This window comes from Nonomuraea sp. NPDC049655, from assembly GCF_044465465.1.
Lineage (GTDB): Bacteria > Actinomycetota > Actinomycetes > Streptosporangiales > Streptosporangiaceae > Nonomuraea.
In genome coordinates, this window is the sequence record NZ_JBITLS010000006.1 from 255,700 (window position 1) to 279,672 (window position 23,973).

Sequence of the window (23,973 nt, forward strand, 5' to 3'; positions counted from 1 at the left end):
TGGGTGGGGCCCTTTGTTGATGACATCGTGCCGGTTGTGCGGCTCGACGGACCTGGTCGGCGTGGTGGATCTAGGGGCGACACCGCCCTGTGAGCTCTTCCTCACGGCGGAACAACTCGATCAGCCCGAGCTCACCTATCCCCTTCATCTGCGGGTTTGCACGGGCTGCTGGCTGGCCCAGATCCCGCCGTTGATCACACCGGAAGAGACATTCACCGAATACGCCTACTTCGCGTCATTTTCCGCCTCCTGGGTGGAGCACGCGCGACGGTTCGTCGACACGGCCGTGGAACGGTTGAAGCCGTCGTTCGTGGTCGAGGTGGCCAGCAACGACGGCTACCTGCTGCAGCACGTGGTCGGACGCGGCATCCGGTGCCTCGGCATCGAGCCGTCGGCCAACGTGGGGCAGGCGGCCAAGGACAAGGGCGTGCCGACGCTCACCGCGTTCCTCACCCCGGAGACGGGCGCGTCGGTGCGGGACGGGAACGGTCCGGCCGACCTGGTGGTGGCCAACAACGTCTACGCGCACATCCCCGACGTCATCGGCTTCACCAAAGGGCTGCGCGCCCTGGTGGCCGACGACGGATGGGTCTCGATCGAGGTCCAGCACCTGCTCACGCTCGTGGAGCTGAACCAGTACGACACGATCTACCACGAGCACTTCCAGTACTACACGGTGGCCTCCGCGCAGCGGGCGCTGGCGAGCGGCGGCCTGACCCTGGTCGACGTCGAGCTGCTGCCCACCCACGGCGGGTCGATCCGGCTGTGGGCGCGGCCCTCGGGCAGCCCGTCCGGCCGGGTGCTGGACGTGCTCGCCAGGGAGAAGGCCGCCGGGCTGCACGACCTCTCCGGTTACGCGGGGTTCGCGGAGCGGGTCGCCCGCGTCCGCCGCGACCTGCTCCGATTCCTGATCACCGCCGCCGAGGAGGGCAAGACGGTCGCCGGGTACGGCGCGCCGGGCAAGGGCAACACGCTGCTCAACCACTGTGGCGTCCGGCCGGATCTGCTGGCCTACACCGTGGATCGCAATCCGTACAAACACGGCAGGTTCACGCCGGGCACCAGGATCCCGATCGCTCCGCCGGAGCGCATCGCCCAGGACCGTCCGGACTATGTGCTGGTCCTGCCGTGGAACCTGCGCGAAGAGCTCACCGCTCAGCTCTCCTATGTGCACGAATGGGGAGGCCGGCTGGTCTTCCCGATCCCACACCTGGAGGTCGTGTGAAGGTTGTCCTGTTCTGCGGAGGTTTCGGCACCCGGATGCGGACCGGTGTGCCGGGCGAGGTGCCCAAACCGATGGCGCTCGTCGGTCCGCGACCGCTGCTCTGGCACGTGATGCGCTACTACGCCCACTTCGGACACAAGGAGTTCATCCTGTGCCTGGGGTACGGCGCCCACCACATCAAGGACTTCTTCCTCGGCTACCAGGAGGCCACCTCCAACGACTTCGTGCTGCGCGGCGGCAAGGTCGAGCTGCTGTCGAGCGACATCTCCGACTGGTCCATCTCGTTCGTGCAGACCGGGACGGACTCCCCGATCGGGGAGCGGTTACGCCGGGTCCGCAGCCATCTGGGCGACGACAAGGTGTTCCTCGCCAACTACGCCGACGTGCTCACCGACGCGCCGCTGCCCGAGATCATCGACCGGTTCGCCGAGTCCGGCGCGGCCGCCTCGATGATGGTGGTGCCGCCGTCCCAGACCTTCCACTGCGTGGACGTCGGCGAGAACGGGCTGGTCGGCGGCATCTCGCCGGTCAGTGAGATGCCGGTGTGGGTCAACGGCGGCTACTTCGTGCTGACCCAGGAGATCTTCGAGCACATCCCGGAGAACGGCGACCTGGTCGCCGACGGCTGCGCCGAGCTGGCCAAGCGCGGACGCCTGCTGGCCTACCCCCACCGCGGCTACTGGCGGCCCACCGACACCGTCAACCAGCGCATGGAGCTGGACGAGGCGTACTCGCGCGGCGTGCGTCCGTGGGCTCTGTGGGAACGGTCCCGGTGATCGGACTGCGTCCCGGGGGCGTGACCTCCGTCGTGGCGCTCGCCGCGCACTGCGACGACCTGGCGATCGGAGCCGGCGGCAGCCTGCTGACGATCTGCGCCGCCCGTCCAGGCGTGCGCGTGGACGCGCTGGTGCTGTCCGGCGGCGGGACCGAGCGGGAGGAGGAGGAGCGCGCCGCGCTGGCCGACTTCTGCCCCGGCGCGGACCTGCGGGTGAGCGTGCTCAAGCTGCCCGACGGCTACCTGCCGGCCCGCTGGGAGGAGGCCAAGGCCGCGGTCGAGGAGCTGCGCGCCCGCACCGAGCCCGGCCTGATCCTGGCGCCCTGGCGCGGCGACGCCCACCAGGACCACCGGGGACTGGCCGAGCTGGTGCCCACCGCCTTCCGCGACCACCTGACGCTCGGCTACGAGATCGTCAAGTGGGACGGCGACCTGGCCGCCCCCGCCGTCTACCAGCCGCTCACGCCGGAGGTGGCCGAGCGCAAGGCGGACCTGCTCCAGCGCCACTACGCCTCGCAGCGGCACCGCCCCTGGTACGACCGCGAGGCGTTCCTGGGGCTGGCCCGCATCCGGGGCATCGAATGCCACACGCGGTACGCCGAGGCGTTCCACGTGTCCAAGCTGACCGTCGATCTGGAGAACTGATGCGGGTACTTCTCACCGGCCACCAGGGCTACCTGGGCAGCGTGATGGCCCCCGTCCTGGCCGAGGCCGGGCACCAGGTCGTCGGCCTGGACTCCGGCCTGTTCGCCGACTGCGTGCTGGGGCCCGAGCCCGAGCCGGTCGAGGCGCACGCCGTGGACCTGCGCGACGCCGGCCCCGAGCACGTCGCCGGGTTCGACGCGGTGATCCACCTGGCTGCCCTGTCCAACGACCCGCTCGGCGCGCTCGCGCCCGACCTGACCTACGACATCAACCACCACGCCTCCGTACGACTGGCCAGGCTGGCCAAGGACGCGGGCGTGCGCCGCTTCCTGTACGCCTCCACCTGCTCGGTCTACGGCGCCTCCGGCGGCGCGGACCTGCTGGACGAGGAGGCCCCGCTGCGCCCGGTCACGCCGTACGCCGAGTCGAAGGTGCGGGTCGAGGACGACCTGACCGCGCTGGCCGACGACGACTTCACCCCGGTGTTCCTGCGCAACGCCACCGCCTTCGGGTTCTCGCCGAGGCTGCGCGCCGACATCGTGCTGAACAACCTGGTGGGCCACGCGCACCTGACCGGCGAGGTCCGGGTGTTGTCCGACGGCACCCCGTGGCGTCCGCTGGTGCACGCCAGGGACATCGCCGACGCGTTCGCCGCCGCCCTGACCGCGCCGCGCGAGGCCGTGCACGCCACGGCCTTCAACGTGGGCACCGAGGCCAACAACGTGACCGTGGCCGAGATCGCGGCCGAGGTGGTCGCGGCCGTCCCCGGCTCGACGCTGACGATCACCGGCGAGACGGGCGCCGACCCGCGCTCCTACCGCGTCGACTTCTCCCGGATCAGGTCCGCCCTGGGCTACGAGGCCCGCTGGACGGTCAAGGCGGGCGCCGTCGAGCTCATCGACGCCTACCGCGAGCACGGCCTGACCCGGCACGACTTCGACCGCCGCTTCACCAGGCTGGCCCGGCTCGCCGACCGGCGCGAGGCCGGCACCGTCGACGCCACCCTGCGGCCATGACCGGCCCGGAGATGCACGACCTGATACGGCGGCTCTACCCGTTGTGCCGCAGCATCACCGGCGACGGCCTGCGCCGCACCCTGGAGATCATCGGCGGCTCGATCCCGCTGGAGATCACCGAGGTGCCGACGGGCACGCAGGTGCTCGACTGGACGATCCCCCGCGAGTGGAACATCCGCGACGCCTACGTCAAGGACGCCGCCGGGAACCGGGTCGTCGACTTCCGGCGGAGCAACCTGCACGTCGTCGGCTACAGCGCGCCGGTCGAGGCCACCATGTCACTGGCCGAGCTGCGCGGACGCCTGCACACGCTGCCCGGCCAGCCGGACCTGGTGCCGTACCGGACCAGCTACTACGCCGAGACCTGGGGCTTCTGCCTGAGCCAGAACACCCTGGACGGGCTGGCGGACGGGCCGTACGAGGTCAGGATCGACTCCACGCTCGCCGACGGCCACCTGACCTACGGCGAGCACGTGATCCGGGGCCGCAGCTCGGAGGAGGTGCTGATCTCCTGCCACGTGTGCCATCCCTCGCTGGCCAACGACAACCTGGCCGGGGTGGCGGTGGCGGTGTCGCTGGCCCAGCGGCTCCTCGACCCCTGGTACACCTACCGGTTCGTGTTCGCGCCCGGCACCATCGGCGCGATCACCTGGCTGGCGCTCAACCGCGAGCGCGTGGACCGGATCAGGCACGGCCTCACCCTGGCCTGCGCCGGGGACGCCGGGACGATCACCTACAAGCGCAGCAGGCGCGGCGACGCCGAGATCGACCAGGTCTTCGCGCACGTGCTCAAGGACCGGCCGCACACCCTCCTGGACTTCTCGCCCTACGGCTACGACGAGCGGCAGTACTGCTCGCCGGGTTTCGACCTGCCCGTGGGCTCGCTGACCAGGACGCCCTACGGGGGCTACCCGGAGTACCACACCTCGGCCGACGATCCGGACTTCGTGCGGCCCGAGGCCATGGAGGACACCCTGGAGACGCTGTGGAGCGCCGTGCGGGTCCTGGAGGGCAACCGCCGCTACCAGAACCTCAGCCCGTACGGCGAGCCCCAGCTCGGGGCGCGCGGCCTGTACGGCTCGCTGGGCGGCCGCAGTGACACGAAACAGGCCCAGATGGCGATGTTGTGGGTGCTCAACCTTTCCGACGGGCGGCACAGCCTGCTCGACATCGCGGAACGGTCGAACCTGCCGTTCCAGGCATTGGCGGACGCGGCGAACGCCCTGCAGAACGCGGGCCTGCTGAAGGAGTGGGTGGATTGAGCCTGGCGCTGAAAGTCGGCGACGTGGTCGAGGTTCTCAGTGCTGAAGAGATCCTGGCGACCCTCGATGAGCGCGGAGAGCTGGACAGCCTTCCGTTCATGCCGGAGATGCTGCGGTTCTGCGGGCAACGGCTGACCGTCCACAAGGTGGCCAACAAGCTCTGCGACACGATGACCAGGACCGGGATGCGGAAGATGGAGGACGCCGTCCACCTGACCGGCTCCCGTTGCGACGGCACGGCCCACGGCGGCTGCCAGACGGCCTGCCTGCTCTACTGGAAGACGTCCTGGCTGCGGAAGGTCGACGGGCCGCCCACGGCCGAGGAGCGGGTCCGTCCCGAGCGGCCGCTGCTGCCGCTGCTGGAGGTCAACACCCGCAAGGAGCCCGCGCCGGACGGCGAGGAACGGTTCCGCTGCCAGGCGACCGAGCTGCTGCGGGCCGCCCCCGAGCTGCTTCCGTTCCGCGACCTGGGCCAGTACGTCACGGACGTCCGGGTGGGCAACGCCGGGATCGCCTCGACCGTCCGGACGTTGTTCTTCGGCCTGTTCAACCGCTACCAGCGGCTGTCCAGGAGGTTCCCCCGGGCGCTGCGCTTCAGGGGCGGCCTGGACTGGGGGTTCGTGCAGCCCGGCCCGCACACCGGCCCGGCCCCCACCGGGACGACCGACCTCCAGCCGGGCGAGCTGGTCCGCGTCAAGTCCAAGGACGAGATCGTCGCCACGCTCACCACCAAGGGGTTCAACCGGGGGCTGGGCTTCGAGGAGGACATGGCCCGGTCGTGCGGCAAGGTCGCCCGGGTCACCGCGCGGGTCGAGCGCTGCATCGACGAGAAGACCGGAAAGCTGCTTGAGATGAAAAACCCGTGCATCGCCTTGGACGGAATCATCTGCGACGGTGTGTACAAGTCCAACTGCCCCCGCGCGTTCATCCCGTTCTGGCGGGAGATCTGGCTGGAGCGGGTCAACGAGCAAAAGTAGGGCACAGCATGGTGGATCAGGCGAGCCCGGACATCAGTGACATTGGGCGCAAGGCGGGTCGAGGGGCGGTGTGGAGCCTGCTCGGCACGCTCGTCACCCGTGCGGGCTCGTTCATCCTCGGGCTGATCCTGGCCCGGCTCCTCGCACCCGCGGACTTCGGCACGTACGCCGTCGCGCTCGCGGCCACCCAGTTCGTCATGGTGGTCAAGGACGTCGGCGTCATGTCGGCCGTCGTGCAGTGGCGCGGCCGGTTGGAGGACATCGCGCCCACGGCCACGACGCTCACGATGATCTCCGCGCTCGGCCTGTACGGGCTCTTCTGGGTCGGGGCGCCGTACTTCTCGGCGCTGGCCGGCAGCGCGGAGGCCACCTCCGTGGTGCGCATCCTCACCGCGGTCATCCTGGTCGAGGCGGTCACGGCGGTGCGCAGCGCGGCCCTGCTGCGCTGGTTCCGCACCGGCAAGAACGCCAAGGCGGTGCTCGCGGGCTTCCTGGTCAACGCGCCGGTGGCCATCGTGCTCGCGGTCAACGGCGCCGGGGCCTACAGCTTCGCCTGGGGGCAGCTGGCCGGGGCCGTGGTCACCGGCGTCTTCATGCTGATCTACGCGCGGCTGCCCTACCGGCTGGGGTTCGACCGGAACGTCGCGGGCCGGCTGCTGAGGTTCGGGATCCCCTCGGCGGCCGGGATCGCCCTGGAGGTCCTGCTGCTCAACGTGGGCTACATCATCGTCGGCAACATCATGGGCGATGCGTGGCTCGGGTTCTACCTGATGGCGTTCAACGTGTCGAGCTGGGTGCCCGGCATCATCGGCAGCGCCATCCGCATGGTGTCGATCGCCGGCTTCTCCCGGCTGGCCGAGCGGGACGAGGAGTCGTTGTCGATCGGCGTCCAGCGCAGCGTGCCGCTGCTCGTCGCCATGGTGCTGCCGCTGGCGGTGTTCATGGCGGTGCTGGCGCACTCGCTGATCATCTTCATCTACGGCCCGCAGTGGGAGCAGTCCGCCGGGGTGCTGCGCTTCCTGGCGGTCCTGATGGTGGTGCGCATGCTCACCGCCTTCGCGCTCGACATCTTGAACGGCCAGGGCGCCACCCGCTCGACCGTCTGGATGAACCTCGGCCACGCCGCGGCGATGATCCCGGCGGTCATCGCGGGCACGCACCTCGACGGCATCCGGGGCGCCGCGATCGGCCAGGCCGCCGCCGCCGTGCTGGTCGCGCTGCCGCTGGCGATGATCGCCGTGCAGCGGGCGGGGGTCCGGCTCGGGCCGGTGCTGCCCGGTCTCGTACGCCCGGCGGTCGGGGCGGTGGTCTGCGCCGCCGTCATGCTCGGCCTGGCGAGCCTGACCCACGGCAGCCCGTTCGTCCAGCTCGCCCTGGCCGGCGGCGGCGGGCTGCTGGCGTACGTGCTGGTCGTGGTGACCCGCGACCAGTTCCACCTAGTGAGCGCCCGTCTGGTGCGGCTGCTGCCCGCCCGCGCGCGCTGACCCCGAGGAGAGACGATGCTGGTGTCCATCGGAATCCCGGTACGCAACGGCGCGGACCGGCTGGAGACGGCCGTGCGCTCCGCGCTCGCCCAGGATCACGCCGAGCTGGAGGTCGTGATCTCGGACAACGCCTCCACCGACGGCACGCAGGAGCTCTGCCGCGAACTGGCCCGCCAGGACGACCGCATCGCCTACCACCGCCAGCCCCACGACCTGCACGTGGTCGGGAACTTCGTGGAGGTGCTGCGCCGCGCGCGCGGCGAGTTCTTCCGCTGGATGGGCGACGACGACCTGCTCGAACCCGACTACGTCTCGCGCACGCTGGAGCCGTTCCTGGCCGACGAGCGGCTCATCCTGGTCACCTCCGACGTCCGGTACACCGGCGCGGACGGGACCGTCCACGAGCCGCGCTACCGCGGCACCCGGATGCTCTCCGACGACCCGGTCGACCGCCTCGACGAGCTGTGGGACGTGGTCACGACCCAGCACCACGGCCTCGACCCCCTCTACGGGCTGATGCGGCGCGAGCGGGTGGCCGCCGTGCCCAGACCGCTGATGATCCGCGAGGACGAGGTCTACGCCACCATGCTCGCGCTGACCGCGCCCTGGGGGCACGTCCCGCGGGTGCTGGCCCATCGCAACCTGCGCGAACGCCGTCTGTCCGGGATCGCCGCGGCGCTCGGCGTGCCCGCCTGGACCGCCCATTTCGCCACCACGCTGCAGTTCCGGGCCATGCACCGGGCCCTCGGCGGCACGGAACTGTCGGCGGAGCAACGCGCCCGCGCGCGGGCCGTGCTGCTGCGCACGTACTGGCGGCGTCAGCAGCAGATGCTGACGCACCGCAGCCGCAAGATCGCCGGGTTGGCCGCCCGACTCGTCTCCTCGAAAGGGTGAAAGCCTCGTGCTGATTCGCATCGTGCGGCTGCTCATGCAGCCGGGCCGCATCCTGCTGGCCGTCCTGCGGCGCCTGCCGTTCGGCTCCCACGAGCTGCGCTGCGCGCTCGACCTCTATCCGCGGCCGCACTACGCGTACGGCGTCCAGCAGGCGGCCGAGCTGGCCAGGCGGCTCGGCGTCGGCCGGATCAGCGTGGTCGAGTTCGGCGTCGCCGGCGGCGCGGGCATGGTCGAGCTCAACCGCATGGCGGCGCTGGCGACGGCGGCGACCGGCGTCAAGATCGACGTGTACGGCTTCGACACCGGCGCCGGCCTGCCCAAGCCCACCGACTACCGCGACCTGCCCTACATCTGGCGCGAGGGCGACTTCGTCATGGACGTCGAGGCCCTGCGCGCCCGCCTGGGAGCGGCGCAGCTGATCCTGGGCAACATCGAGGACACCGTCGGGGAGTTCCTGGACGGCGAGCACCCCGCGCCCATCGGCTTCGTCTCGATCGACGTGGACTTCTACTCCTCGACGGCGGCGGCGCTGCGGCTGTTCGCCGGCGACCACCGCTACTTCCTGCCCCGCGTGTTCGTCTACCTGGACGACACCGTCGGCGACGACGACCAGGTCATCCACAACGACTACGTCGGCGAGCTGAGCGCGATCCGCGAGTTCAACGAGGACAACAAGGCGATGAAGCTGGCCCCGATCCACGGCCTGCGGCACAAGCGCCCGGTCCCCGCCCCCTGGAACGACAACATCCAGGCGCTGCACCGGTTCGATCACCCCGACTACTCGACCTATGTCGCCCGGCCGGACACCGAGACACAATTGCCGCTGTAATCCCCTGTAACGAAGAAGCGGGCACCGGCGAGAGAAAGGAAAAGAACGACGCGAGGGGGTAAATCTCGCTATGTCCGTTATATTAACCAATAGCCGAATTCGGGATGATGTTCGGCGCCAAATGATCTTTAAAGGGGACGTGTTCCTCTACTCCGCCACCCCCGCCTCGACCAAGCTGATCGAGTTCGCCCGCGAGCTGATCGAGGAGGCGTTCGGAGCACGCGACCCGCAGACCGCCCAGCACGAGATGCCGGTGGAGGACTTCGCCGCGCTGCTCGCCGAGCTCAAGCCCCGCTTCATCCATCATCCCACCAGCAAGAAGCTGATCCGCGCCCTGCTGGCGGAGCTCGGCATGGCGCTGGACGAGACGTACTTCGACGTGCCGCGGCTGCGCACCTCGACCGCCGACCACTACCTCGACTCGGGCATCTCCTACGCCTATCACGCGCATAGAGACTGCTGGTACTCCGCGCCGTTCTGCCAGGTCAACTGGTGGATGCCCATCTACGAGGTGGTCCCGGAGAACGTCTTCGCCCTGCACCCGCAGTACTTCGACCGTCCCGTGCTCAACGGCAGCGGGCGCTACGACTACGCGGAATGGACCGCGGTGAGCCGGCCCACCGCCGCGCAGCACGTCCACAGCGACACCAGGGAGCAGCCCAAGCCGGAGGAGGCGCTCGACCTCGACCCCGAGCTGCGGCTCGTCCCGGAGCCGGGCGGCATGATGCTGTTCTCCGGTGCGCACCTGCACTCCACCGTCGCCAACACCTCCGGCAGGACCCGGTTCAGCATCGACTTCCGCACCGTCCACATCGACGACGTCCGCTCGCGCGCCGCCGCCCCCAACGTGGACGCCGCCTGCCGCGGCACCACTCTGCGCGACTTCCACCGGGCCGACGACCTGTCGCGCATCCCCGAGGAGCTCGCGGCGGCCTACGAGGCCGAGGCGCTGGCGAAGATCACCTGATCCGGGTCACCTGAACCGCGCCCGCGCGGCCTCGCGCAGCCTCCGCCAGCCTCTGTGCCGCTGGAAGGGCAGCTCGAAGACGGACGCGAACAACCACGCCACTCCCACGCTCGCCGGCACGGCCAGGGCGAGCGTGAGGAGGAAGGCGGGCATCCCCGGCGGCACGCGCGGCGCGACCACCAGCCGGTTGACCATGACGACCAACGGCGCGTGGATCAGGTAGAGGCTGTAGGAGAACGAGCCGAGCCGCCGTACCGGACGGGTGTCGAGCAGCCGGACGAGCCAGGAGGGCCGGCCCGTCGCCACGCCGGCCAGCAGCAGGCCGGCGGCGGGCCCGACCGCGAGGTCCACCCAGAAGAAGTGCCCGACCACCCACTCAGGACCGGCCACCACGACCAGCGCGAGCACCGGCAGCGCGGCCGCCGCGGCCAGCCAGTGCCAGGGCGGCCGCCCGGAACGTTCCGAGGCCCGCACCACCCCGGCGCACACCGCGCCCACGGCGAACAGCGCGGCGAACTGCGGGGTCAGCCGCATCAGCAGCTCCACGGCCGGGACGTACGGCGCCAGCGCCCCCACGGCCACCACGACCAGCGTCACCGCGCCCAGCATCACCGCCGCCCCCCACCGGCGCAGCACCAGCACCATCAGCGGGAACACCAGGTAGAGCTGCGCCTCGACGGCGATCGACCACATGGCGCCGTTGGGGCTGGGGGAGCCGAAGACGTCCTGGAGCAGCAGGCCGTAGATGAGCACCGACTGCCCGGTGGGCGCCTGCTGGCCCGGCTGCGGGATGACCGTCCAGGCGATCACCAGGCTGAACAGCAGCGCCGCCCAGTACGGCGGCAGGATGCGCCAGGCCCGCCGGTTGAAGAACGTGGGGATGCTGCCCAGCCGCCAGCCGGACCGGGCGGGCGAGACCGCGAGGGAGAACCCGGACAGCACGATGAACACCACGACCGCGAAGTGCCCGTAGAGCAGCCACCCCGTCCACCAGGGCGCGTCGTTGACCGGGAACCCGGGGAACGACAGCAGCCAGCAGTGGTGCAGGACCACGAACAGCGCGGCCAGCCCCCGTAACCCGTCGAGCCCGGCGAGCCTGCTCCGTGTCGCCGGACGCTCAGTTGTCAGCCCCACCGAAAGCCCCCGTCGCCGTAGTCGTAGGTCTATCGCGGCGATCACGTCCGATGTAACCGATCTGGGGGGATGTAACGTCTGCCAGTGATTGGGCGATGGTCCGCTATAGGGCAAGTTCGCTGATGCGGGGGAACGTACCAAAATGGAGTTCTGGAAGGCGATTCTTGGTCTTCTCCGACGAATTCTGATAGGCCCGCCGCTGATCCTCCTGTCGATCCTGGTGGGCGGCGTGGTGTACCTCGTCCTCCCGGCCCACTACACGACCGACGTCTCCCTCGTCCTCGCGACCCCGGTGAACGGCGGCACGGTCAACAGCGACAAGACCAAGCAAGGGCTGACCAACCCCTTCCTCTCCTTCAACGACGCGCTCAAGACCGGCGCCAGCATCGTCATCCTCGCGATGAACACCCAGGACGTCTGGACCGAGCTCGGCGCCCCCAAGGACGGCCCGACCGAGATCACCATCGACGACGGGCGCACCAACCCCAACGTCCTGGACATCAACGGGCCCTACATCTACATCAGGGTGGACAGCGAGTCCCCGAGGCAGGCCACGACCGTGCTCATGGCGGCCCGCGAGCGCGTGGCGAGCGAGCTGTTCAAGTGGCAGAAGACGCTCGGCGCGCCGCCGAACACCTTCATCACCTCCACCGACATCGTGCCGCCGTCCAAGCCCGAGGCCGACCACAGCGTGAGCTGGCAGGGGGCGATCGGCGGCGCGCTGCTCACCCTGTTCCTGGGCCTCGGCATCGCCTACGGCGTGGTGGTCCGGCGCGAGCCCCGGCAGCCCCGGCAGCCCGAGCCCGCCGCCCCGGCCGCGCCTCCCGTCGCCGCTCCCGTTCCGGCTCCGGCTCCGGTGCCGGTTCCCGTTCCGGTTCCGGCGCCCGAGCCGGTCGAGGCCCAGGCGGCCGAGCCCGTCGAGCTCCCGGTCCTCGACGAGGACAGCTCGGCCACCATGGAGTTCCCCGCCTACCGGGCCGGCCCGCTGTCGCCCGTCCCGGGGCCGAGGAAGGCGAACCAGGACGACGGCGAGAAGTGAGGGCCCGCCATGGACTTCTGGGCGACGGCGAAGATCCTGTTCAAGCGCTGGTACGTGACGGTCCCCGCGTTCCTGCTCACGGTCGTGACGGCCCTCGGCGTCTTCGCCGTCGCGCCCAAGACCTTCATCTCCAGCTCGGCGCTCGTGCTGACCCTGCCGGTGACCGGCGGCAGCGTGCCCAGCGACCCCAAGTTCCCCAATCCGCGCACCAACCCCCTGGTCTCCTTCGACCAGGGGCTCAGCATGACCTCCTCGATCCTCATCCAGGCGCTCAACACGCCCCAGACGGCCGCCGCGCTCGGCGCGCCCATCGGCGGCGACGTCACCCTCAAGATCACCAGCGGTGGCACCAACCCCGAGCTGATGCCCGCCACCCCGTTCATCGTGATCATCTGTGAGGCGCCGACCGCCGAGCTGGCCCACGGCATCGTCGTGAAGGTCACCGCCCTGGCCCAGAAGGAGCTGCGGGCCCGGCAGCAGCAGGTCAAGGCGCCGCCCACCACGTACGTGACCGCCACCGTCGTGGTGCCGCCGACCGCGCCCGACGAGAAGAAGGGCAGCCGCATGCGCAGCGCCGTCATCACCGGCGCGCTGGCGTTCTTCATGAGCCTGTTCGCCGCCTTCGCCGTCGAGAGCTTCGCCCGGCACAGCCGTTCACGCCGCCGGGCCGGGGGCGGTCCCGTGCGGTTCGAGCCCGCGCTCGCCAACGGCGCCAGGACGCCTGCGGGACACGAAGGATGACCGGCACCGTCCTGCCGCGGCGCGCCGACGGCGCCACTTTGGCCTGCCTGTTCGTGCTGTTCCTGCTGATCCTGCCGGCCCGCCTGGCGGTCGCCGGGCTGCCGCTCTCGCTCACCCCCGCCGAGATCATGGCCCTGTTCATGGGCGTGGTGTGGGTGTGCGCCCAGATGGTCGGCACGACCGGCGTCGCCAAGGGCGGCAACCCCGTCCGCACCTCGATCTTCGTCTACGGCATGCTCCTGCTGGCCGTCTACGGTTACACGACCTACCGCTACCTGCCCTCCGACGAGCTCAACCTCGCCGACCACACGCTGGTGCTGTACCTGGGGTACGCGAGCCTGCTGCTGGTGATGTGCGACGGGATCGGCAGCCGCGAGCGCCTCGACTTCGTGCTCAAGGCGGTCGTCATCGGCGGCACGTTCGCCGCGATCGTCGCGTTGCTGCAGTTCCGGCTGGACTTCGACCTGACCGAGTACATGCGCGTCCCGGGCCTGCGCCACTCCTCGGTCGAGGAGGTGCCGACCGTGATCTCCCGGTCGGACCTGCGCAGGGTCGCCGGCACGCTCGGCCACCCGATCGAGTTCGGCGCGCTGTCGGCGATGCTGCTGCCGCTGGCCGCCCACCTCGGCTTCCAGGCGCGCAGCCGGGGCCAGGCCGCGACCCGCTGGTGGATCTGCGCGGCCGTCATCGCGGCCGGCCTGATGTTCTCGGTCTCCAGGACGGCCGTGCTCGGCCTGGCCGGGGCCGGGCTGATCCTGCTGCTCGGCTGGTCCAACCGGCGGCGGATCGTCACCATCGGCGCGTTCGTGGTGTTCCTGGGCTTCATGAAGGTGCTGGCGCCGGGCCTGATCGGCACGTTCTACAACCTGTTCGCCGGCGCAGGCGAGGACAGCAGCGTCATCTACCGCACCCACGACTATCCCTTCGCGATGCGGGAGTTCGCCAAGAGCCCGTTCTTCGGCCGCGGCCTCGGCACCTGGTACCCCTTCAAGCACCAGGTGTTCGACAACCAGTACCTGCTGTCCCTGGTGGAGACCGGGGTGGTCGGCGTGCTCGGGTTCGTCGGCGTGATCGGGTGCGGGATCGTCGTCGCCCTGCGGGTGCGCCGGATGAGCACCGACCCGAACGTGCGCAACCTCGGCCTGACCATCGCCGCCTGCCTGGTGATCCCGCTGCTCGGCGCGGCCACCTTCGACCTGCTGTCCTTCCCCGGCATCACCAGCGTGCTGTTCCTGCTCGTCGGCGCGGCCGGGGCGCTGATGCGGTTCGAACGCCGCGATCAGGCGGCCAGGACGGCCCTGAGCTCCTTCCACGAGCCCGCCGACCTGTCGCGCTCGCTGATCGCGGTCACCGGCAACGGCCACGGCAGCGCGAGGTCGGGGTCGTCGTAGCGGACGGCCAGGTCCTCGGCCGGGTCGTGCTCCCTGTCGATGCGGTAGCAGACGTCGGCCTGCTCGGTCAGCGCCTGGTAGCCGTGCAGCACGCCCGGCGGCACGTACAGGTTGGCGAAGGTCACGTCGTCGAGCCGGACGGCGACGTGCGAGCCGAACGTCGGCGACCCGGGCCGCGCGTCCACCAGGACGTCCAGCACCGCGCCGCGGGCCGCGCGCACCAGCTTGGCCTCGCCGCGCCCCGACCGGCCGTGCATGCCCCTGATCGTGCCGAGCCGCGAGCGCGACTGGCTGTCCTGGACGAACGCCGTGTGGTCCAGCCCGTGCTCGGCGGCGATCACGGCGTCGAAGGTCCTGGTGAACAGGCCGCGGTCGTCGTGGCTCGGCGTCGGCACGAACAGCAGCGCGCCTTCGAGCCCCAGTCGCTCGACTCTCATCGTGTTCCTCTCCTGTGGAAGGGCCCGCGGCTCCTGTGCGAGGGCCCGCGGCTCCTGTGCGAGGGCCCGCGGTTCAGCCCGGCAGGGCCCGCAGGCGGCGGGACGGCCTGAGCAGGGCCACGACCGAGGCCCTGGCCGTACGCCGCCCGGCCGCCGCCCGCATCGCCTCGCCGAGCAGCACCGCCAGGTAGAAGCCCGCGGTCGCGACCCGGCCCCGGCGCCGCCGGAACAGCCGGACGCGGTTGACGGTGAGCAGCGCGGCCAGCATCGGGCTGGTCTTGGCCTCGCCGCCGATGTGCTCGACCACGGCGGCCGGCTCGTACCAGAGGGTCCAGCCGGCGTCCGCGGCGCGCAGCGCGTACTCGGTCTCCTCGCTGTAGAGCAGGAAGGACTCGTCCCAGGGGCCGAGCCGGGCCAGCGCCGTGGCCGAGACGAGCATGGCGGCGCCGGTGGCCCAGTCGGCCGGCCCGGGACGTTCGTAACGGGCCGGATCGACGACCATCTCGCCCAGCGTGCCGATCCGGCCCGCCAATCGGCCGCCGACCAGCGACTCGGCCAGCGCGCGGCGTACCGCGGGCGTGCGGCGCAGCGAGTGGTGGAGCACCCCCTCGGTGCTGACCAGCCGGGGGACCGTGATGCCGATGCCGGGCCGGTCGAGGGCCGCGGCCAGCACGGCCAGCGCGCCGGGACGCAGGCGGCAGTCCGGGTTCAGGACGAGCACCGCGTCGAGGTCGTCCAGGTCGAGCGAGGCGACCCCGGCGTTGATCGCCGCGGCGTACCCGGCGTTCCGGCCCACCTGAAGGGGCCGTACGGGCAGGCCGGCGGCCTGTTCGGCGATGGCGAGCGAGTCGTCCTTGGAGGCGTTGTCGGCCACGACGACGTCGGTGAGCCGGACCCCCTTCGCGCCCTCGGGCAGGGAGGCCAGGCAACCGCCGAGGACCGGCGCGCTGTTGTAGGTCACGATCACGATCGCGACTCGGGGAGAGCCGGGCGTCACATGTCGCCATCGGCGGCCGGGAATGGATCGTTACAGGTAACAGAAGGCACTGATGAGGCGATGAGGAGGTAGGGGCCGGGTGTCGTAGGAGACGGAGACACATTCCATGCAGGATCTGCAGGCTTTCACCTTCCACCGGGACGAGCTGTTCCCGCTGGCGGACAAGTACTCCGAGCAGTTCCGTACCGCCTCGCCGTTCCGTCACGTCGTCATCGACGACTTCCTGCCGCCCGAGGTGCTGGAGCCCGTCCTGGACGAGTTCCCCGAGCCGCGCGACGCCACCTGGCAGCGGTTCGACAGCGCGCGCGAGGTGAAGCTGGCGCTGGCCGACACCGAGCGCATGGGGCCGGCCACCCGGCGCCTGCTGGCCGAGTTCAACAGCGGCGTGTTCGTCGAGTTCCTGGAGCGGCTGACCGGCATCACGCAACTGGTCTCCGACCCGCACTTCGAGGGCGGCGGCCTGCACCAGATCCGGCCCGGCGGCTTCCTGAAGGTGCACGCCGACTTCAACCGCAGCTGCCGGCTCAACCTCGACCGCCGGCTCAACGGCCTGCTCTACCTCAACAAGGACTGGCAGGAGAGCTACGGCGGCCACCTGCAGCTGTGGAACAAGGACATGACCGAGTGCGAGGGCAAGATCCTCCCGGTCTTCAACCGCTTCGTGCTGTTCGCCACGACCGACGACGCCAACCACGGCCACCCCGACCCGCTCACCTGCCCGGACGACCGGGCCCGCCGCTCGATGGCGCTCTACTACTACTCCAACGGCAGACCCGACGACGAGGTCACCGACGACCACACCACGCTGTTCAAGCAGCGGCCGGGCGAGGCGTGGAAGAGCAACCTGCGCCAGGTCGCCAAACGCTGGACGCCGCCCGCGCTGGCCGACCTCGTCGGCGGCCGGAGGACCAAGGGCGAGTGAGGCCGTACGTCCGAGGGGCCTGGTGCCTCGTCGCGGTCCTGGTCGTGTCGCTGGGCGGCTGCACCGGGTCCCCCGGCGGGCCCGAGGTCACCCGGTCGCCCGCCGCGGCCACGTCCAGGCCGGGCACGCCGCCGCCGTCGAAGCCGGCCGAGCAGGGCTGGCCGGGCGCGCACAACACCGGCGTGCCCGAGGGGATGGCGCTGCGCAAATCAGGATCGATCCGGGTGACCAGGAACGGCACGGTGATCGACGGCGTCGAGGTGACCGGCTACATCACGGTCGAGGCCGACGACGTGGTCATCCGCAACACGCGGGTGCGCGGCACCAAGGGCTGGTGGGGCATCCTCCAGCGCGAGGGACGCACCGGCCTGACGGTCGAGGACACCGAGATCTTCGGCAACGGCAGGGCGCGCACCCAGTTCGGCATCCTCAACCAGGGCAAACTGATCACGATCCGCCGGGTGGACGTCCACACCATCTCCAACGGCATCCTGACCCAGCAGGGCCTGGTCGAGGACTCCTACGTGCACGACCCGAAGTACTACTCCGGCGACCACACCGACATGATCATGTCCACCGGGCCGCCCGCGCCCGGCACCGAGCTGGTCATCCGGCGCAACACGGTGATCAACACGCTCGACCAGACCGGCGCCATCGCCCTCTTCCAGGACTTCGGCGTGGTCAAGGACGTGACGGTCGAGGGCAACCTGCTGGCCGGCGGCGGCTGGTCGCTGTACGCCGGGGCCGGGGTGAAGGGGAAGTCGTCCAACATCAAGGTGATCGGGAACGTCTTCAGCCGCCGCGTCTGGCCCAAGGGCGGAGCGGCGGGGCCGGTTTCATATTGGGATAAGGACGGGCCCGGAAATCGGTGGCAGGGGAACACCTGGGAAAACGGCGGCACGGTGACGCCGGGATGACGCCTCTCTGTCGGATTTGCCGCGATAGATGAGAAACATGAGCTTGTTGTGAATTTGGAGGATAACGAGTTTATTTCGGTAAAAGGCACCACTTCTTCTTTCGGCATGGCTACTCTCTCCCCTTGGGGGACTCGGACTCGGCCACGATCGGAAGGAGTCGCCTGTGTCGCGGCATCGAAGAGGGAAGAGACGTACCGGCTGGTTATCCCTGGCCGGGGTCTCCGTGGTGGCGGTGCTGGCCGGCGGGTACGGCCTCGTCGTCTCCGATGTACTGGACCCCCGGGCCGTCCTGACGGAGGCCAGTGGGGCGAGCAGCGCGGCCTCGCCGCAGGCCGCCGCCGGCCGGCGGGCCCAGCCGCGTCCCACCACCCACAAGCCCCGGCCCACCAGGACCCGAAGCCAGGAGCCCAGGTGGTGGCCCAGGCGGCCCACGAGGAAGCCGACCGCGCGCCCGACGCGCCGTCCCACCCACCGGCCGACGCACCGCCCGACGCCGACCGGCACCCTGCCCGGCACCCCACCGGGCACCCCGCCCGGGACGCCCACGACGACGCCCACGACGACGCCCACGGTGAGCCCTCCCGCCACGCCGACCGTCACGGCCACCCGCACCCCGACCCCGACCCCCACGGGCACGCCGCCCAGCGAGTCGCCGACCCCGACGCCCACCAAGACGCCCACCGGCACTCCGACGGCGACCCATACGGCGACCCCCACGGCCACCAAGACCCCGCCCCAGACCCCGCCCCAGACGCCGCCCCAGACGCCGCCACAGACGCCGCCACAGACCCCCACCAAAACCCCCACCTCCACCCCGCCCCCCGGCGGCGGCGGCTGGCCCGGGGCGGGCAACACCGGCGTCCCCGACGGCACCGACCTGGTCAAGAAGACCGGCTCGATCGTCATCAAGGAGGACGGCAAGGTCATCGACGGCTGGGACGTCACCGGTGACATCACCGTCGAGGCCGACAACGTGACCATCCGCAACACCCGCGTCCGCGGCCAGAGCGACTACTGGGGCATCCTCCAGCGCGAGGGCTTCTCCGGCCTGACGGTCGAGGACAGCGAGATCTTCGGCAACGGCAAGGTGCGCACCCAGTTCGGCATCCTCAACCAGGGCAAGCTGGTCACGATCCGCCGGGTGGACATCCACACGATCTCCAACGGCATCCTCACCGACCAGGGGCTGGTCGAGGACTCCTACGTGCACGACCCGAAGTACTACTCCGGCGACCACACCGACATGATCATGTCCACCGGCACCGCCGCCCCCGGCACCGAGCTGGTCATCCGGCACAACACGGTGATCAACACGCTCGACCAGACCGGCGCCATCGCCCTCTTCCAGGACTTCGGCGTCACCAGGAACGTCACCGTCCAGGGCAACTTCCTGGCCGGCGGCGGCTGGTCGCTGTACGCGGGCGCCGGACGGAAGGGCCTGTCGTCCAACATCAAGGTGATCGACAACGTCTTCAGCCGCAAGGTCTGGCCGAAGGGCGGCTACGCCGGCCCGGTGTCGTACTGGGACGCGAACGGGCCGGGCAACGTCTGGAAGGGCAACTCCTGGGAGGGCGGCGGCGCGACCATCATGGGCACGGACTGACCCCGGCGAGCCTGGGCCTCAGCTGCGGACCGCGATGACCGACTTCACCAGCCCGGCCAGCCGCTCGAAGCGCAGCCGCGACTTGGGGAAGTAGTGCCGCATCTCGGTCACGCTCAGCAGCTCGACCTCCATGGCGATCATCCGGGCGGCGTCCCGGTCGGAGGTCGGCGTGTGGACGAGCGGCCAGCGGCGCAGGATCGTCGTCCGCGCGGCGAGCGGCAGGAACTGGAAGCCGGGGAACAGGAAGTGCGGTTCGACCGGGAAGTACCGGTAGGGCGTCTGCACCCAGTGGCGATCGGCCATCTCGTGCACGGTGTCGGCGAACCGCTGCCGGCGCTGATGTCCGCCGACGTGCTCGATGACGGCGTTGGAGAAGACCAGGTCGTAGCGGCTGCCGCGGATCGCGGGCGGCAGGTCGCAGGCGTCGGCGACGTCGGCCCGCAGCCAGGACGGCAGGTCGGCGGGCGGCTGTTCGAGGTTGACGATGTGCACGTGCGCGGGCCTGACCGGGGCGCGCATCCAGGCCCCGGCCGTGCCGCCGAGGTCGAGGACGTTCATCCGGTCGAGGTCGGGGAAACGGGCGGCGAACCATTGCCACCTGCGTGCCCGCGCCTTGGCTCCCAGCGAGTCGGGAGCGTCCACGAAACGACTGCGCAGGGCGTTCAGGCGGCTCATAAAGGCAACTCCTCCGGCCGGAATAAGTAGCCCCATGCTCGCAGAATTTCGCCCGTCCGGCTAAGAGGGCCTTTCTTCGTGACATTCTTGGGATGCATACCAATTGACCGTCCGGCGCAACCCTTCGTCCAATTCCGTGGCAGGGCGCCAGCCGAGCCGGTCCGCCGCCGGGACGATGTCGGCGACCTGCGTGATGTCGTGCGGACGGTCGGGCGCGGCGCCGAACTCGGGCCGCGTGTCCGCGCCCGTGATGCGGTAGAGCCGCTCGACGACCTCGTGGGCGGCGGTCCGTACGCCGGTGCCGACGTCGAGCGTGTGGCCGACCGCCTTGTCGGACTCGCCCGCCAGCACGAACGCGTCGACGACGTCGTCCACGTAGATCCAGTCGGCGAGCTTGGCGCCCCTGGTCAGCCGGGGACGTTCGCCGCGCAGCAGGCTGAGCGTCACGTACGGCACGAGCTTGGTGGTGTCGGGCTGGGCCGGGCCGTAGACCATGCTGGGACGCAGCACGGTGACGGGAAGGTCCCAGAGCCGGTGGTAGAGCCGCGCGTAGCCGGTGGCGGCCCACTTGGACATCGCGTACGCCGACGAGGGCGGCGCATGGTCGTTGCCCGGCCGCGGCTCCTCGATCGAGCCGGTGAACACGGTCCGGACGCCGTGCTCGCGCGCGGCCGACAACACGTTGACCGCGCCCACGACGTTGCTCTCCAGCGTGGCCCGGACGACCTCGTCGCCGCGCGACCCGGTGACCTCGCCGGCGAGGTGGAACAGCAGGTTCGGGCGTACCGACCGGAACAGCCGCGCGGTGTCGCCGGCGTCGTCGAGCCGGGCCTGGTGCCAGATCTCCCCGTGGCGGGCCTGCTGTGGCCGCCGGCTGACCGCGTGCACCTGCGCGCCGAGCACGCGCAGACGCGCGGCCAGGTGCGATCCGATGAACCCGGCCGCACCCGTCACCAGCACCACGGCCTCAGGCCAATACGACATCGTGGATTGACCTCCGTGGAAGATGGAGCCGTCAGGCCGACGGCTCCATCTAATACACGAACTAGCCGATGCGCCAGGTGTCTCCACCCATGAGCAGCTCGCTCAGGTCGCCGGGGCCCTTCTGCGCCACGGCCTCCTCCAGTTGGTCGGCCATGAGCACGTCGTAGGCCGGGCGGTCGACCTGGCGGAAGATGCCGATCGGCACGTGCTCGAAGGCCGGCTCGTCGAGCCTGCTGAGGGCGAAGGCCACCGACGGGTCGGGGTTGTGGGCGTCGTGCACGAGGATCTGCTCCTCGCTCACGCCGTCCCTGGCGACGACCTCGATGCCGCCGTTCGCGCCGCGCACGACGGCCTTGGACGCGCTCACGATCGGCTGGCCGTGCTCCAGGCGCAGCGTGATGTCGTCGCGCACCGCCGGGTCCTTGAGCTGCTCGAAGGCGTTGTCGTTGAAGATGTTGCAGTTCTGGTAGATCTCCACCAGCGACGTGCCGCGGTGGGCCGTGGCCTCGCGCAGCACCGACTGCAGGTGCTTGCGGTCGGAGTCGATCGTGCGGGCCACGAACGACGCCTCGGCGCCGATGGCCAGCGAGATCGGGTTGAACGGCTTGTCCAGCGAGCCCATCGGGGTCGACTTGGTGATCTTGCCGACCTCGGAGGTGGGCGAGTACTGGCCCTTGGTCAGACCGTAGATCCTGTTGTTGAACAGCAGGATGTTCAGGTTGACGTTGCGGCGCAGCGCGTGGATCAGGTGGTTGCCGCCGATGGACAGCGCGTCGCCGTCACCGGTGATCACCCACACCGACAGGTCGGGCCGCGAGGCGGCCAGGCCGGTCGCGATCGCGGGCGCGCGGCCGTGGATCGAGTGGAAGCCGTAGGTGTTGAGGTAGTACGGGAAGCGCGAGGAGCAGCCGATGCCGGAGACGAACACGATGTTCTCGCGCCGCAGCCCCAGCTCGGGCAGGAAGCTCTGCACGGCCGCCAGGATCGCGTAGTCGCCGCAACCCGGGCACCAGCGCACCTCCTGGTCGGACTTGAAGTCCTTCAGCCCCTGCTTGACGTCGGTCTTGGGAACCAGGCTCAGGCCCTTCCCGTTCACCAGCTCAGTCACTGTCGATCACGTCCTGAATGACTCCGGCCAGCTCCTCGGCCTTGAACGGGAGCCCGCGCACGCGGTTGTAGCTGATCACGTCGACGAGGTAGCGGGCCCGCAGCAGCAGCGCGAGCTGGCCGAGGTTGATCTCGGGCAGCAGCACCTTGTCGTAGCTCTTGAGCACCTCGCCGGTGTTGGCCGGCAGCGGGTTGAGGTGGCGCAGGTGCGCCTGGGCGACCTTGCCGCCCTCGCGCCTGATGCGCCGCACGGCCGCCGCGATCGGCCCGTACGTCGAGCCCCAGCCGATGACCAGGACCTTGGCGTCGCCGTCGGGGTCGTCGACCGCGAGGTCGGGCACGTCGATCCCGGCGATCTTGGAGGCCCGGGTGCGGACCATCAGGTCGTGGTTGTCCGGGTCGTAGGAGATGTTGCCGGTGCCGTCGGCCTTCTCGATGCCGCCGATGCGGTGTTCGAGGCCGGGGGTGCCGGGGATGGCCCAGGGGCGGGCCAGCGTCTCGGTGTCACGCTTGAACGGCAGGAACTCGCCGCCCTCACCGTTGGGCTCGGTCGTGAATTCCTGCGAAATGTCGGGCAAGTCGGAAACTTCGGGCAGGCGCCACGGCTCCGAGCCGTTGGCCAGGTAGCCGTCCGAGAGCAACATGACCGGCGTGCGGTACTTGACCGCGATGCGGGCCGCCTCGACGGCCGCGTCGAAGCAGTCGCTCGGCGAGAGCGGCGCGACGATCGGCACCGGCGACTCGCCGTTGCGGCCGAACATGGCCATCAGCAGGTCGGTCTGCTCGGTCTTGGTCGGCATGCCCGTGCTGGGACCGGCGCGCTGGACGTCAACGATGATCAACGGCAGCTCGGTGGTGACCGCGAGGCCGACCGTCTCCGCCTTCAGCGCCACGCCGGGGCCGGAGGTGGTGGTCACGCCCAGCGCCCCGCCGAACGCGGCCCCCAGCGCCGCGCCGACGCCCGCGATCTCGTCCTCCGCCTGGAAGGTGCGGATGCCGAACCGCTTGTGCTTGGACAACTCGTGCAGGATGTCGCTGGCCGGCGTGATCGGGTACGAGCCCAGGAACAGCGGCAGCTTCGACTGCACGCTGGCCGCGATCAGCCCGTAGGCGAGGGCCTGGTTCCCGGAGATGTTGCGATAGACGCCGGGAGCCAGCCTGGCCGGCTTGACCTCGTAGGAGACCGAGAACGACTCGGTCGTCTCGCCGTAGTTCCAGCCCGCCTGGAAGGCCGCAATGTTCGCCTTGGCGATGTCGGGCTTCTTGGCGAACTTCTGCTGCAGGAACGAGATCGTCTGCTCGGTCGGCCGGTGGTAGAGCCACGACAGCAGGCCGAGGGCGAACATGTTCTTGGCGCGCTCGGCGTCCTTCTTCGAGATCTCGAAGCCTTCGAGCGCCTTGACCGTCAGCGAGGTCAACGGCACCGCGTGCACGCGCCACTCGCTCAGGGAGTCGTCCTCCAGCGGGTTGGCCGCGTAGCCGACCTTCTGCAGGTTGCGCTTGGAGAACTCGTCGGTGTTGGCGATGATGTCCGCGCCGCGCGGCAGGTCGCCGAGGTTGGCCTTCAGCGCCGCCGGGTTCATGGCCACGAGCACGTTGGGCGCGTCGCCGGGCGTCAGGATGTCGTGGTCGGCGAAGTGGAGCTGGAAGCTCGACACGCCGGGCAGGGTTCCTGCGGGGGCGCGGATCTCGGCGGGGAAGTTGGGCAGCGTCGACAGGTCGTTGCCGAACTCCGCCGTCCCCGCGGTGAAGCGGTCGCCGGTGAGCTGCATGCCGTCGCCGGAGTCGCCGGCGAACCTGATGATCACGCGGTCGAGTTGCTGGACCTGCTTCGTCACAGCTCAGTCCTCCTCGACGCGCCAAGGCGCGGTTGCGTTGGGCGCGTTCTCTGTTTCCATGCTAGATCCTCGGAAGGTCACGCGTTTGCCAGCCGCGAAAGCGGGTAACGCGGT

23 protein-coding genes are annotated in these 23,973 nt (G+C 70.4%); 16 read left to right on the top strand and 7 right to left on the bottom strand.

The genetic code is table 11. The features are described from left to right. The first annotated feature begins 19 nt into the window (after positions 1-19). The 10 genes from ACIBQ6_RS21105 to ACIBQ6_RS21150 all read left to right on the top strand — a co-directional run bounded on the left by ACIBQ6_RS21105 (position 20) and on the right by ACIBQ6_RS21150 (position 10,074). Positions 20-1,225, top strand: coding sequence for a class I SAM-dependent methyltransferase (locus tag ACIBQ6_RS21105; RefSeq protein ID WP_397155887.1), 1,206 nt, complete (start codon positions 20-22; stop codon positions 1,223-1,225). Then, positions 1,222-2,001, top strand: coding sequence for a sugar phosphate nucleotidyltransferase (locus ACIBQ6_RS21110; RefSeq protein WP_397213717.1), 780 nt, complete (start codon positions 1,222-1,224; stop codon positions 1,999-2,001). Before ACIBQ6_RS21105 ends, ACIBQ6_RS21110 begins: the two co-directional genes overlap by 4 nt. Further along, positions 1,998-2,645 carry a PIG-L deacetylase family protein gene (locus ACIBQ6_RS21115; protein WP_397213719.1) on the top strand — a complete coding sequence of 216 codons (648 nt, stop codon included), beginning with the start codon at positions 1,998-2,000 and terminating at the stop codon, positions 2,643-2,645. The genes ACIBQ6_RS21110 and ACIBQ6_RS21115 overlap by 4 nt, the downstream gene beginning before the upstream one ends. Beyond that, positions 2,645-3,661, top strand: a complete 1,017-nt coding sequence (locus ACIBQ6_RS21120; protein WP_397213721.1) for an NAD-dependent epimerase/dehydratase family protein — start codon at positions 2,645-2,647, stop codon at positions 3,659-3,661. Before ACIBQ6_RS21115 ends, ACIBQ6_RS21120 begins: the two co-directional genes overlap by 1 nt. Then, entirely contained in the window at positions 3,658-4,923 is a 1,266-nt protein-coding gene (locus ACIBQ6_RS21125) for a DUF4910 domain-containing protein (RefSeq protein WP_397213723.1), read from the top strand. Before ACIBQ6_RS21120 ends, ACIBQ6_RS21125 begins: the two co-directional genes overlap by 4 nt. After that, positions 4,911-5,900 carry a hypothetical protein gene (locus ACIBQ6_RS21130; RefSeq protein ID WP_397154490.1) on the top strand — a complete coding sequence of 330 codons (990 nt, stop codon included), beginning with the start codon at positions 4,911-4,913 and terminating at the stop codon, positions 5,898-5,900. Before ACIBQ6_RS21125 ends, ACIBQ6_RS21130 begins: the two co-directional genes overlap by 13 nt. Before the next feature lie 8 nt (positions 5,901-5,908). Beyond that, positions 5,909-7,384 (top strand): oligosaccharide flippase family protein, encoded by a 1,476-nt coding sequence (locus ACIBQ6_RS21135; RefSeq protein ID WP_397213725.1) that lies wholly within the window; start codon positions 5,909-5,911, stop codon positions 7,382-7,384. Positions 7,385-7,399: 15 nt separating this feature from the next. Further along, positions 7,400-8,278 (top strand): glycosyltransferase family 2 protein, encoded by an 879-nt coding sequence (locus ACIBQ6_RS21140; protein WP_358290065.1) that lies wholly within the window; start codon positions 7,400-7,402, stop codon positions 8,276-8,278. Between the two features lie 7 nt (positions 8,279-8,285). After that, the gene (locus tag ACIBQ6_RS21145) at positions 8,286-9,107 is read left to right on the top strand and encodes a hypothetical protein (RefSeq protein ID WP_397213727.1); all 822 of its coding nucleotides are present in this window, start codon (positions 8,286-8,288) and stop codon (positions 9,105-9,107) included. Positions 9,108-9,228: 121 nt separating this feature from the next. Then, positions 9,229-10,074 (top strand): hypothetical protein, encoded by an 846-nt coding sequence (locus ACIBQ6_RS21150; protein WP_397213729.1) that lies wholly within the window; start codon positions 9,229-9,231, stop codon positions 10,072-10,074. Positions 10,075-10,080: 6 nt separating this feature from the next. Here ACIBQ6_RS21150 and ACIBQ6_RS21155 read toward each other — a convergent pair whose 3' ends face one another. After that, complete coding sequence (locus ACIBQ6_RS21155; protein WP_397213731.1) at positions 10,081-11,208, bottom strand: acyltransferase family protein; 1,128 nt, start codon at positions 11,206-11,208, stop codon at positions 10,081-10,083. A gap of 142 nt (positions 11,209-11,350) precedes the next feature. On the opposite strand from ACIBQ6_RS21155, the gene ACIBQ6_RS21160 reads away from it, so the two are divergent. Genes ACIBQ6_RS21160 through ACIBQ6_RS21170 form a run of 3 tightly spaced genes read left to right on the top strand, consistent with a single transcriptional unit; the run spans position 11,351 to position 14,379 of the window. Continuing rightward, on the top strand, positions 11,351-12,247 hold the full coding sequence (locus ACIBQ6_RS21160) for a hypothetical protein (protein ID WP_397213733.1): 897 nt from the start codon (positions 11,351-11,353) through the stop codon (positions 12,245-12,247). Between the two features lie 9 nt (positions 12,248-12,256). Then, entirely contained in the window at positions 12,257-12,988 is a 732-nt protein-coding gene (locus tag ACIBQ6_RS21165) for a hypothetical protein (RefSeq protein WP_397213735.1), read from the top strand. Beyond that, a complete protein-coding gene (locus ACIBQ6_RS21170) occupies positions 12,985-14,379 on the top strand; it encodes an O-antigen ligase family protein (protein WP_358290050.1) in 1,395 nt (464 codons plus the stop codon). The genes ACIBQ6_RS21165 and ACIBQ6_RS21170 overlap by 4 nt, the downstream gene beginning before the upstream one ends. Here ACIBQ6_RS21170 and ACIBQ6_RS21175 read toward each other — a convergent pair. Both ACIBQ6_RS21175 and ACIBQ6_RS21180 read right to left on the bottom strand, forming a co-directional pair. Then, positions 14,268-14,816, bottom strand: coding sequence for a dTDP-4-dehydrorhamnose 3,5-epimerase (locus ACIBQ6_RS21175; protein ID WP_358290047.1), 549 nt, complete (start codon positions 14,814-14,816; stop codon positions 14,268-14,270). The two genes, ACIBQ6_RS21170 and ACIBQ6_RS21175, sit on opposite strands and share 112 nt — an antisense overlap. A 73-nt stretch (positions 14,817-14,889) precedes the next feature. Further along, positions 14,890-15,813, bottom strand: a complete 924-nt coding sequence (locus ACIBQ6_RS21180; protein ID WP_397213738.1) for a glycosyltransferase family 2 protein — start codon at positions 15,811-15,813, stop codon at positions 14,890-14,892. A gap of 106 nt (positions 15,814-15,919) precedes the next feature. On the opposite strand from ACIBQ6_RS21180, the gene ACIBQ6_RS21185 reads away from it, so the two are divergent. The 3 genes from ACIBQ6_RS21185 to ACIBQ6_RS21195 all read left to right on the top strand — a co-directional run bounded on the left by ACIBQ6_RS21185 (position 15,920) and on the right by ACIBQ6_RS21195 (position 19,255). Next, positions 15,920-16,735, top strand: a complete 816-nt coding sequence (locus ACIBQ6_RS21185; protein WP_397213740.1) for a 2OG-Fe(II) oxygenase — start codon at positions 15,920-15,922, stop codon at positions 16,733-16,735. Beyond that, positions 16,732-17,652, top strand: coding sequence for a hypothetical protein (locus ACIBQ6_RS21190; RefSeq protein WP_397213742.1), 921 nt, complete (start codon positions 16,732-16,734; stop codon positions 17,650-17,652). The genes ACIBQ6_RS21185 and ACIBQ6_RS21190 overlap by 4 nt, the downstream gene beginning before the upstream one ends. A 163-nt stretch (positions 17,653-17,815) precedes the next feature. Next, on the top strand, positions 17,816-19,255 hold the full coding sequence (locus ACIBQ6_RS21195; RefSeq protein WP_397213744.1) for a hypothetical protein: 1,440 nt from the start codon (positions 17,816-17,818) through the stop codon (positions 19,253-19,255). An 18-nt stretch (positions 19,256-19,273) separates the two neighbouring features. Here ACIBQ6_RS21195 and ACIBQ6_RS21200 read toward each other — a convergent pair whose 3' ends face one another. The 4 genes from ACIBQ6_RS21200 to ACIBQ6_RS21215 form a co-directional block, all read right to left on the bottom strand. Continuing rightward, positions 19,274-19,930: a class I SAM-dependent methyltransferase gene (locus ACIBQ6_RS21200; protein WP_358290033.1), complete on the bottom strand. Its 657-nt coding sequence runs from the start codon at positions 19,928-19,930 to the stop codon at positions 19,274-19,276. A gap of 60 nt (positions 19,931-19,990) precedes the next feature. Then, on the bottom strand, positions 19,991-20,914 hold the full coding sequence (locus tag ACIBQ6_RS21205) for an NAD-dependent epimerase/dehydratase family protein (protein ID WP_397213746.1): 924 nt from the start codon (positions 20,912-20,914) through the stop codon (positions 19,991-19,993). A 61-nt stretch (positions 20,915-20,975) separates the two neighbouring features. Next, complete coding sequence (locus tag ACIBQ6_RS21210; RefSeq protein WP_358290028.1) at positions 20,976-22,022, bottom strand: 2-oxoacid:ferredoxin oxidoreductase subunit beta; 1,047 nt, start codon at positions 22,020-22,022, stop codon at positions 20,976-20,978. Next, positions 22,015-23,859, bottom strand: coding sequence for a 2-oxoacid:acceptor oxidoreductase subunit alpha (locus ACIBQ6_RS21215; RefSeq protein ID WP_358290025.1), 1,845 nt, complete (start codon positions 23,857-23,859; stop codon positions 22,015-22,017). Before ACIBQ6_RS21215 ends, ACIBQ6_RS21210 begins: the two co-directional genes overlap by 8 nt. Positions 23,860-23,973 lie beyond the last annotated feature (114 nt).

Coding starts and splice junctions, on each gene's coding strand:
- ACIBQ6_RS21105 (WP_397155887.1), top strand. CDS start 20: ATGACATCGTGCCGGTTGTGCGGCTCGACGGACCTGGTCGGCGTGGTG.
- ACIBQ6_RS21120 (WP_397213721.1), top strand. CDS start 2,645: ATGCGGGTACTTCTCACCGGCCACCAGGGCTACCTGGGCAGCGTGATG.
- ACIBQ6_RS21125 (WP_397213723.1), top strand. CDS start 3,658: ATGACCGGCCCGGAGATGCACGACCTGATACGGCGGCTCTACCCGTTG.
- ACIBQ6_RS21135 (WP_397213725.1), top strand. CDS start 5,909: ATGGTGGATCAGGCGAGCCCGGACATCAGTGACATTGGGCGCAAGGCG.
- ACIBQ6_RS21140 (WP_358290065.1), top strand. CDS start 7,400: ATGCTGGTGTCCATCGGAATCCCGGTACGCAACGGCGCGGACCGGCTG.
- ACIBQ6_RS21150 (WP_397213729.1), top strand. CDS start 9,229: ATGATCTTTAAAGGGGACGTGTTCCTCTACTCCGCCACCCCCGCCTCG.
- ACIBQ6_RS21160 (WP_397213733.1), top strand. CDS start 11,351: ATGGAGTTCTGGAAGGCGATTCTTGGTCTTCTCCGACGAATTCTGATA.
- ACIBQ6_RS21165 (WP_397213735.1), top strand. CDS start 12,257: ATGGACTTCTGGGCGACGGCGAAGATCCTGTTCAAGCGCTGGTACGTG.
- ACIBQ6_RS21170 (WP_358290050.1), top strand. CDS start 12,985: ATGACCGGCACCGTCCTGCCGCGGCGCGCCGACGGCGCCACTTTGGCC.
- ACIBQ6_RS21175 (WP_358290047.1), bottom strand. CDS start 14,816: ATGAGAGTCGAGCGACTGGGGCTCGAAGGCGCGCTGCTGTTCGTGCCG.
- ACIBQ6_RS21185 (WP_397213740.1), top strand. CDS start 15,920: ATGCAGGATCTGCAGGCTTTCACCTTCCACCGGGACGAGCTGTTCCCG.
- ACIBQ6_RS21200 (WP_358290033.1), bottom strand. CDS start 19,930: ATGAGCCGCCTGAACGCCCTGCGCAGTCGTTTCGTGGACGCTCCCGAC.
- ACIBQ6_RS21205 (WP_397213746.1), bottom strand. CDS start 20,914: ATGTCGTATTGGCCTGAGGCCGTGGTGCTGGTGACGGGTGCGGCCGGG.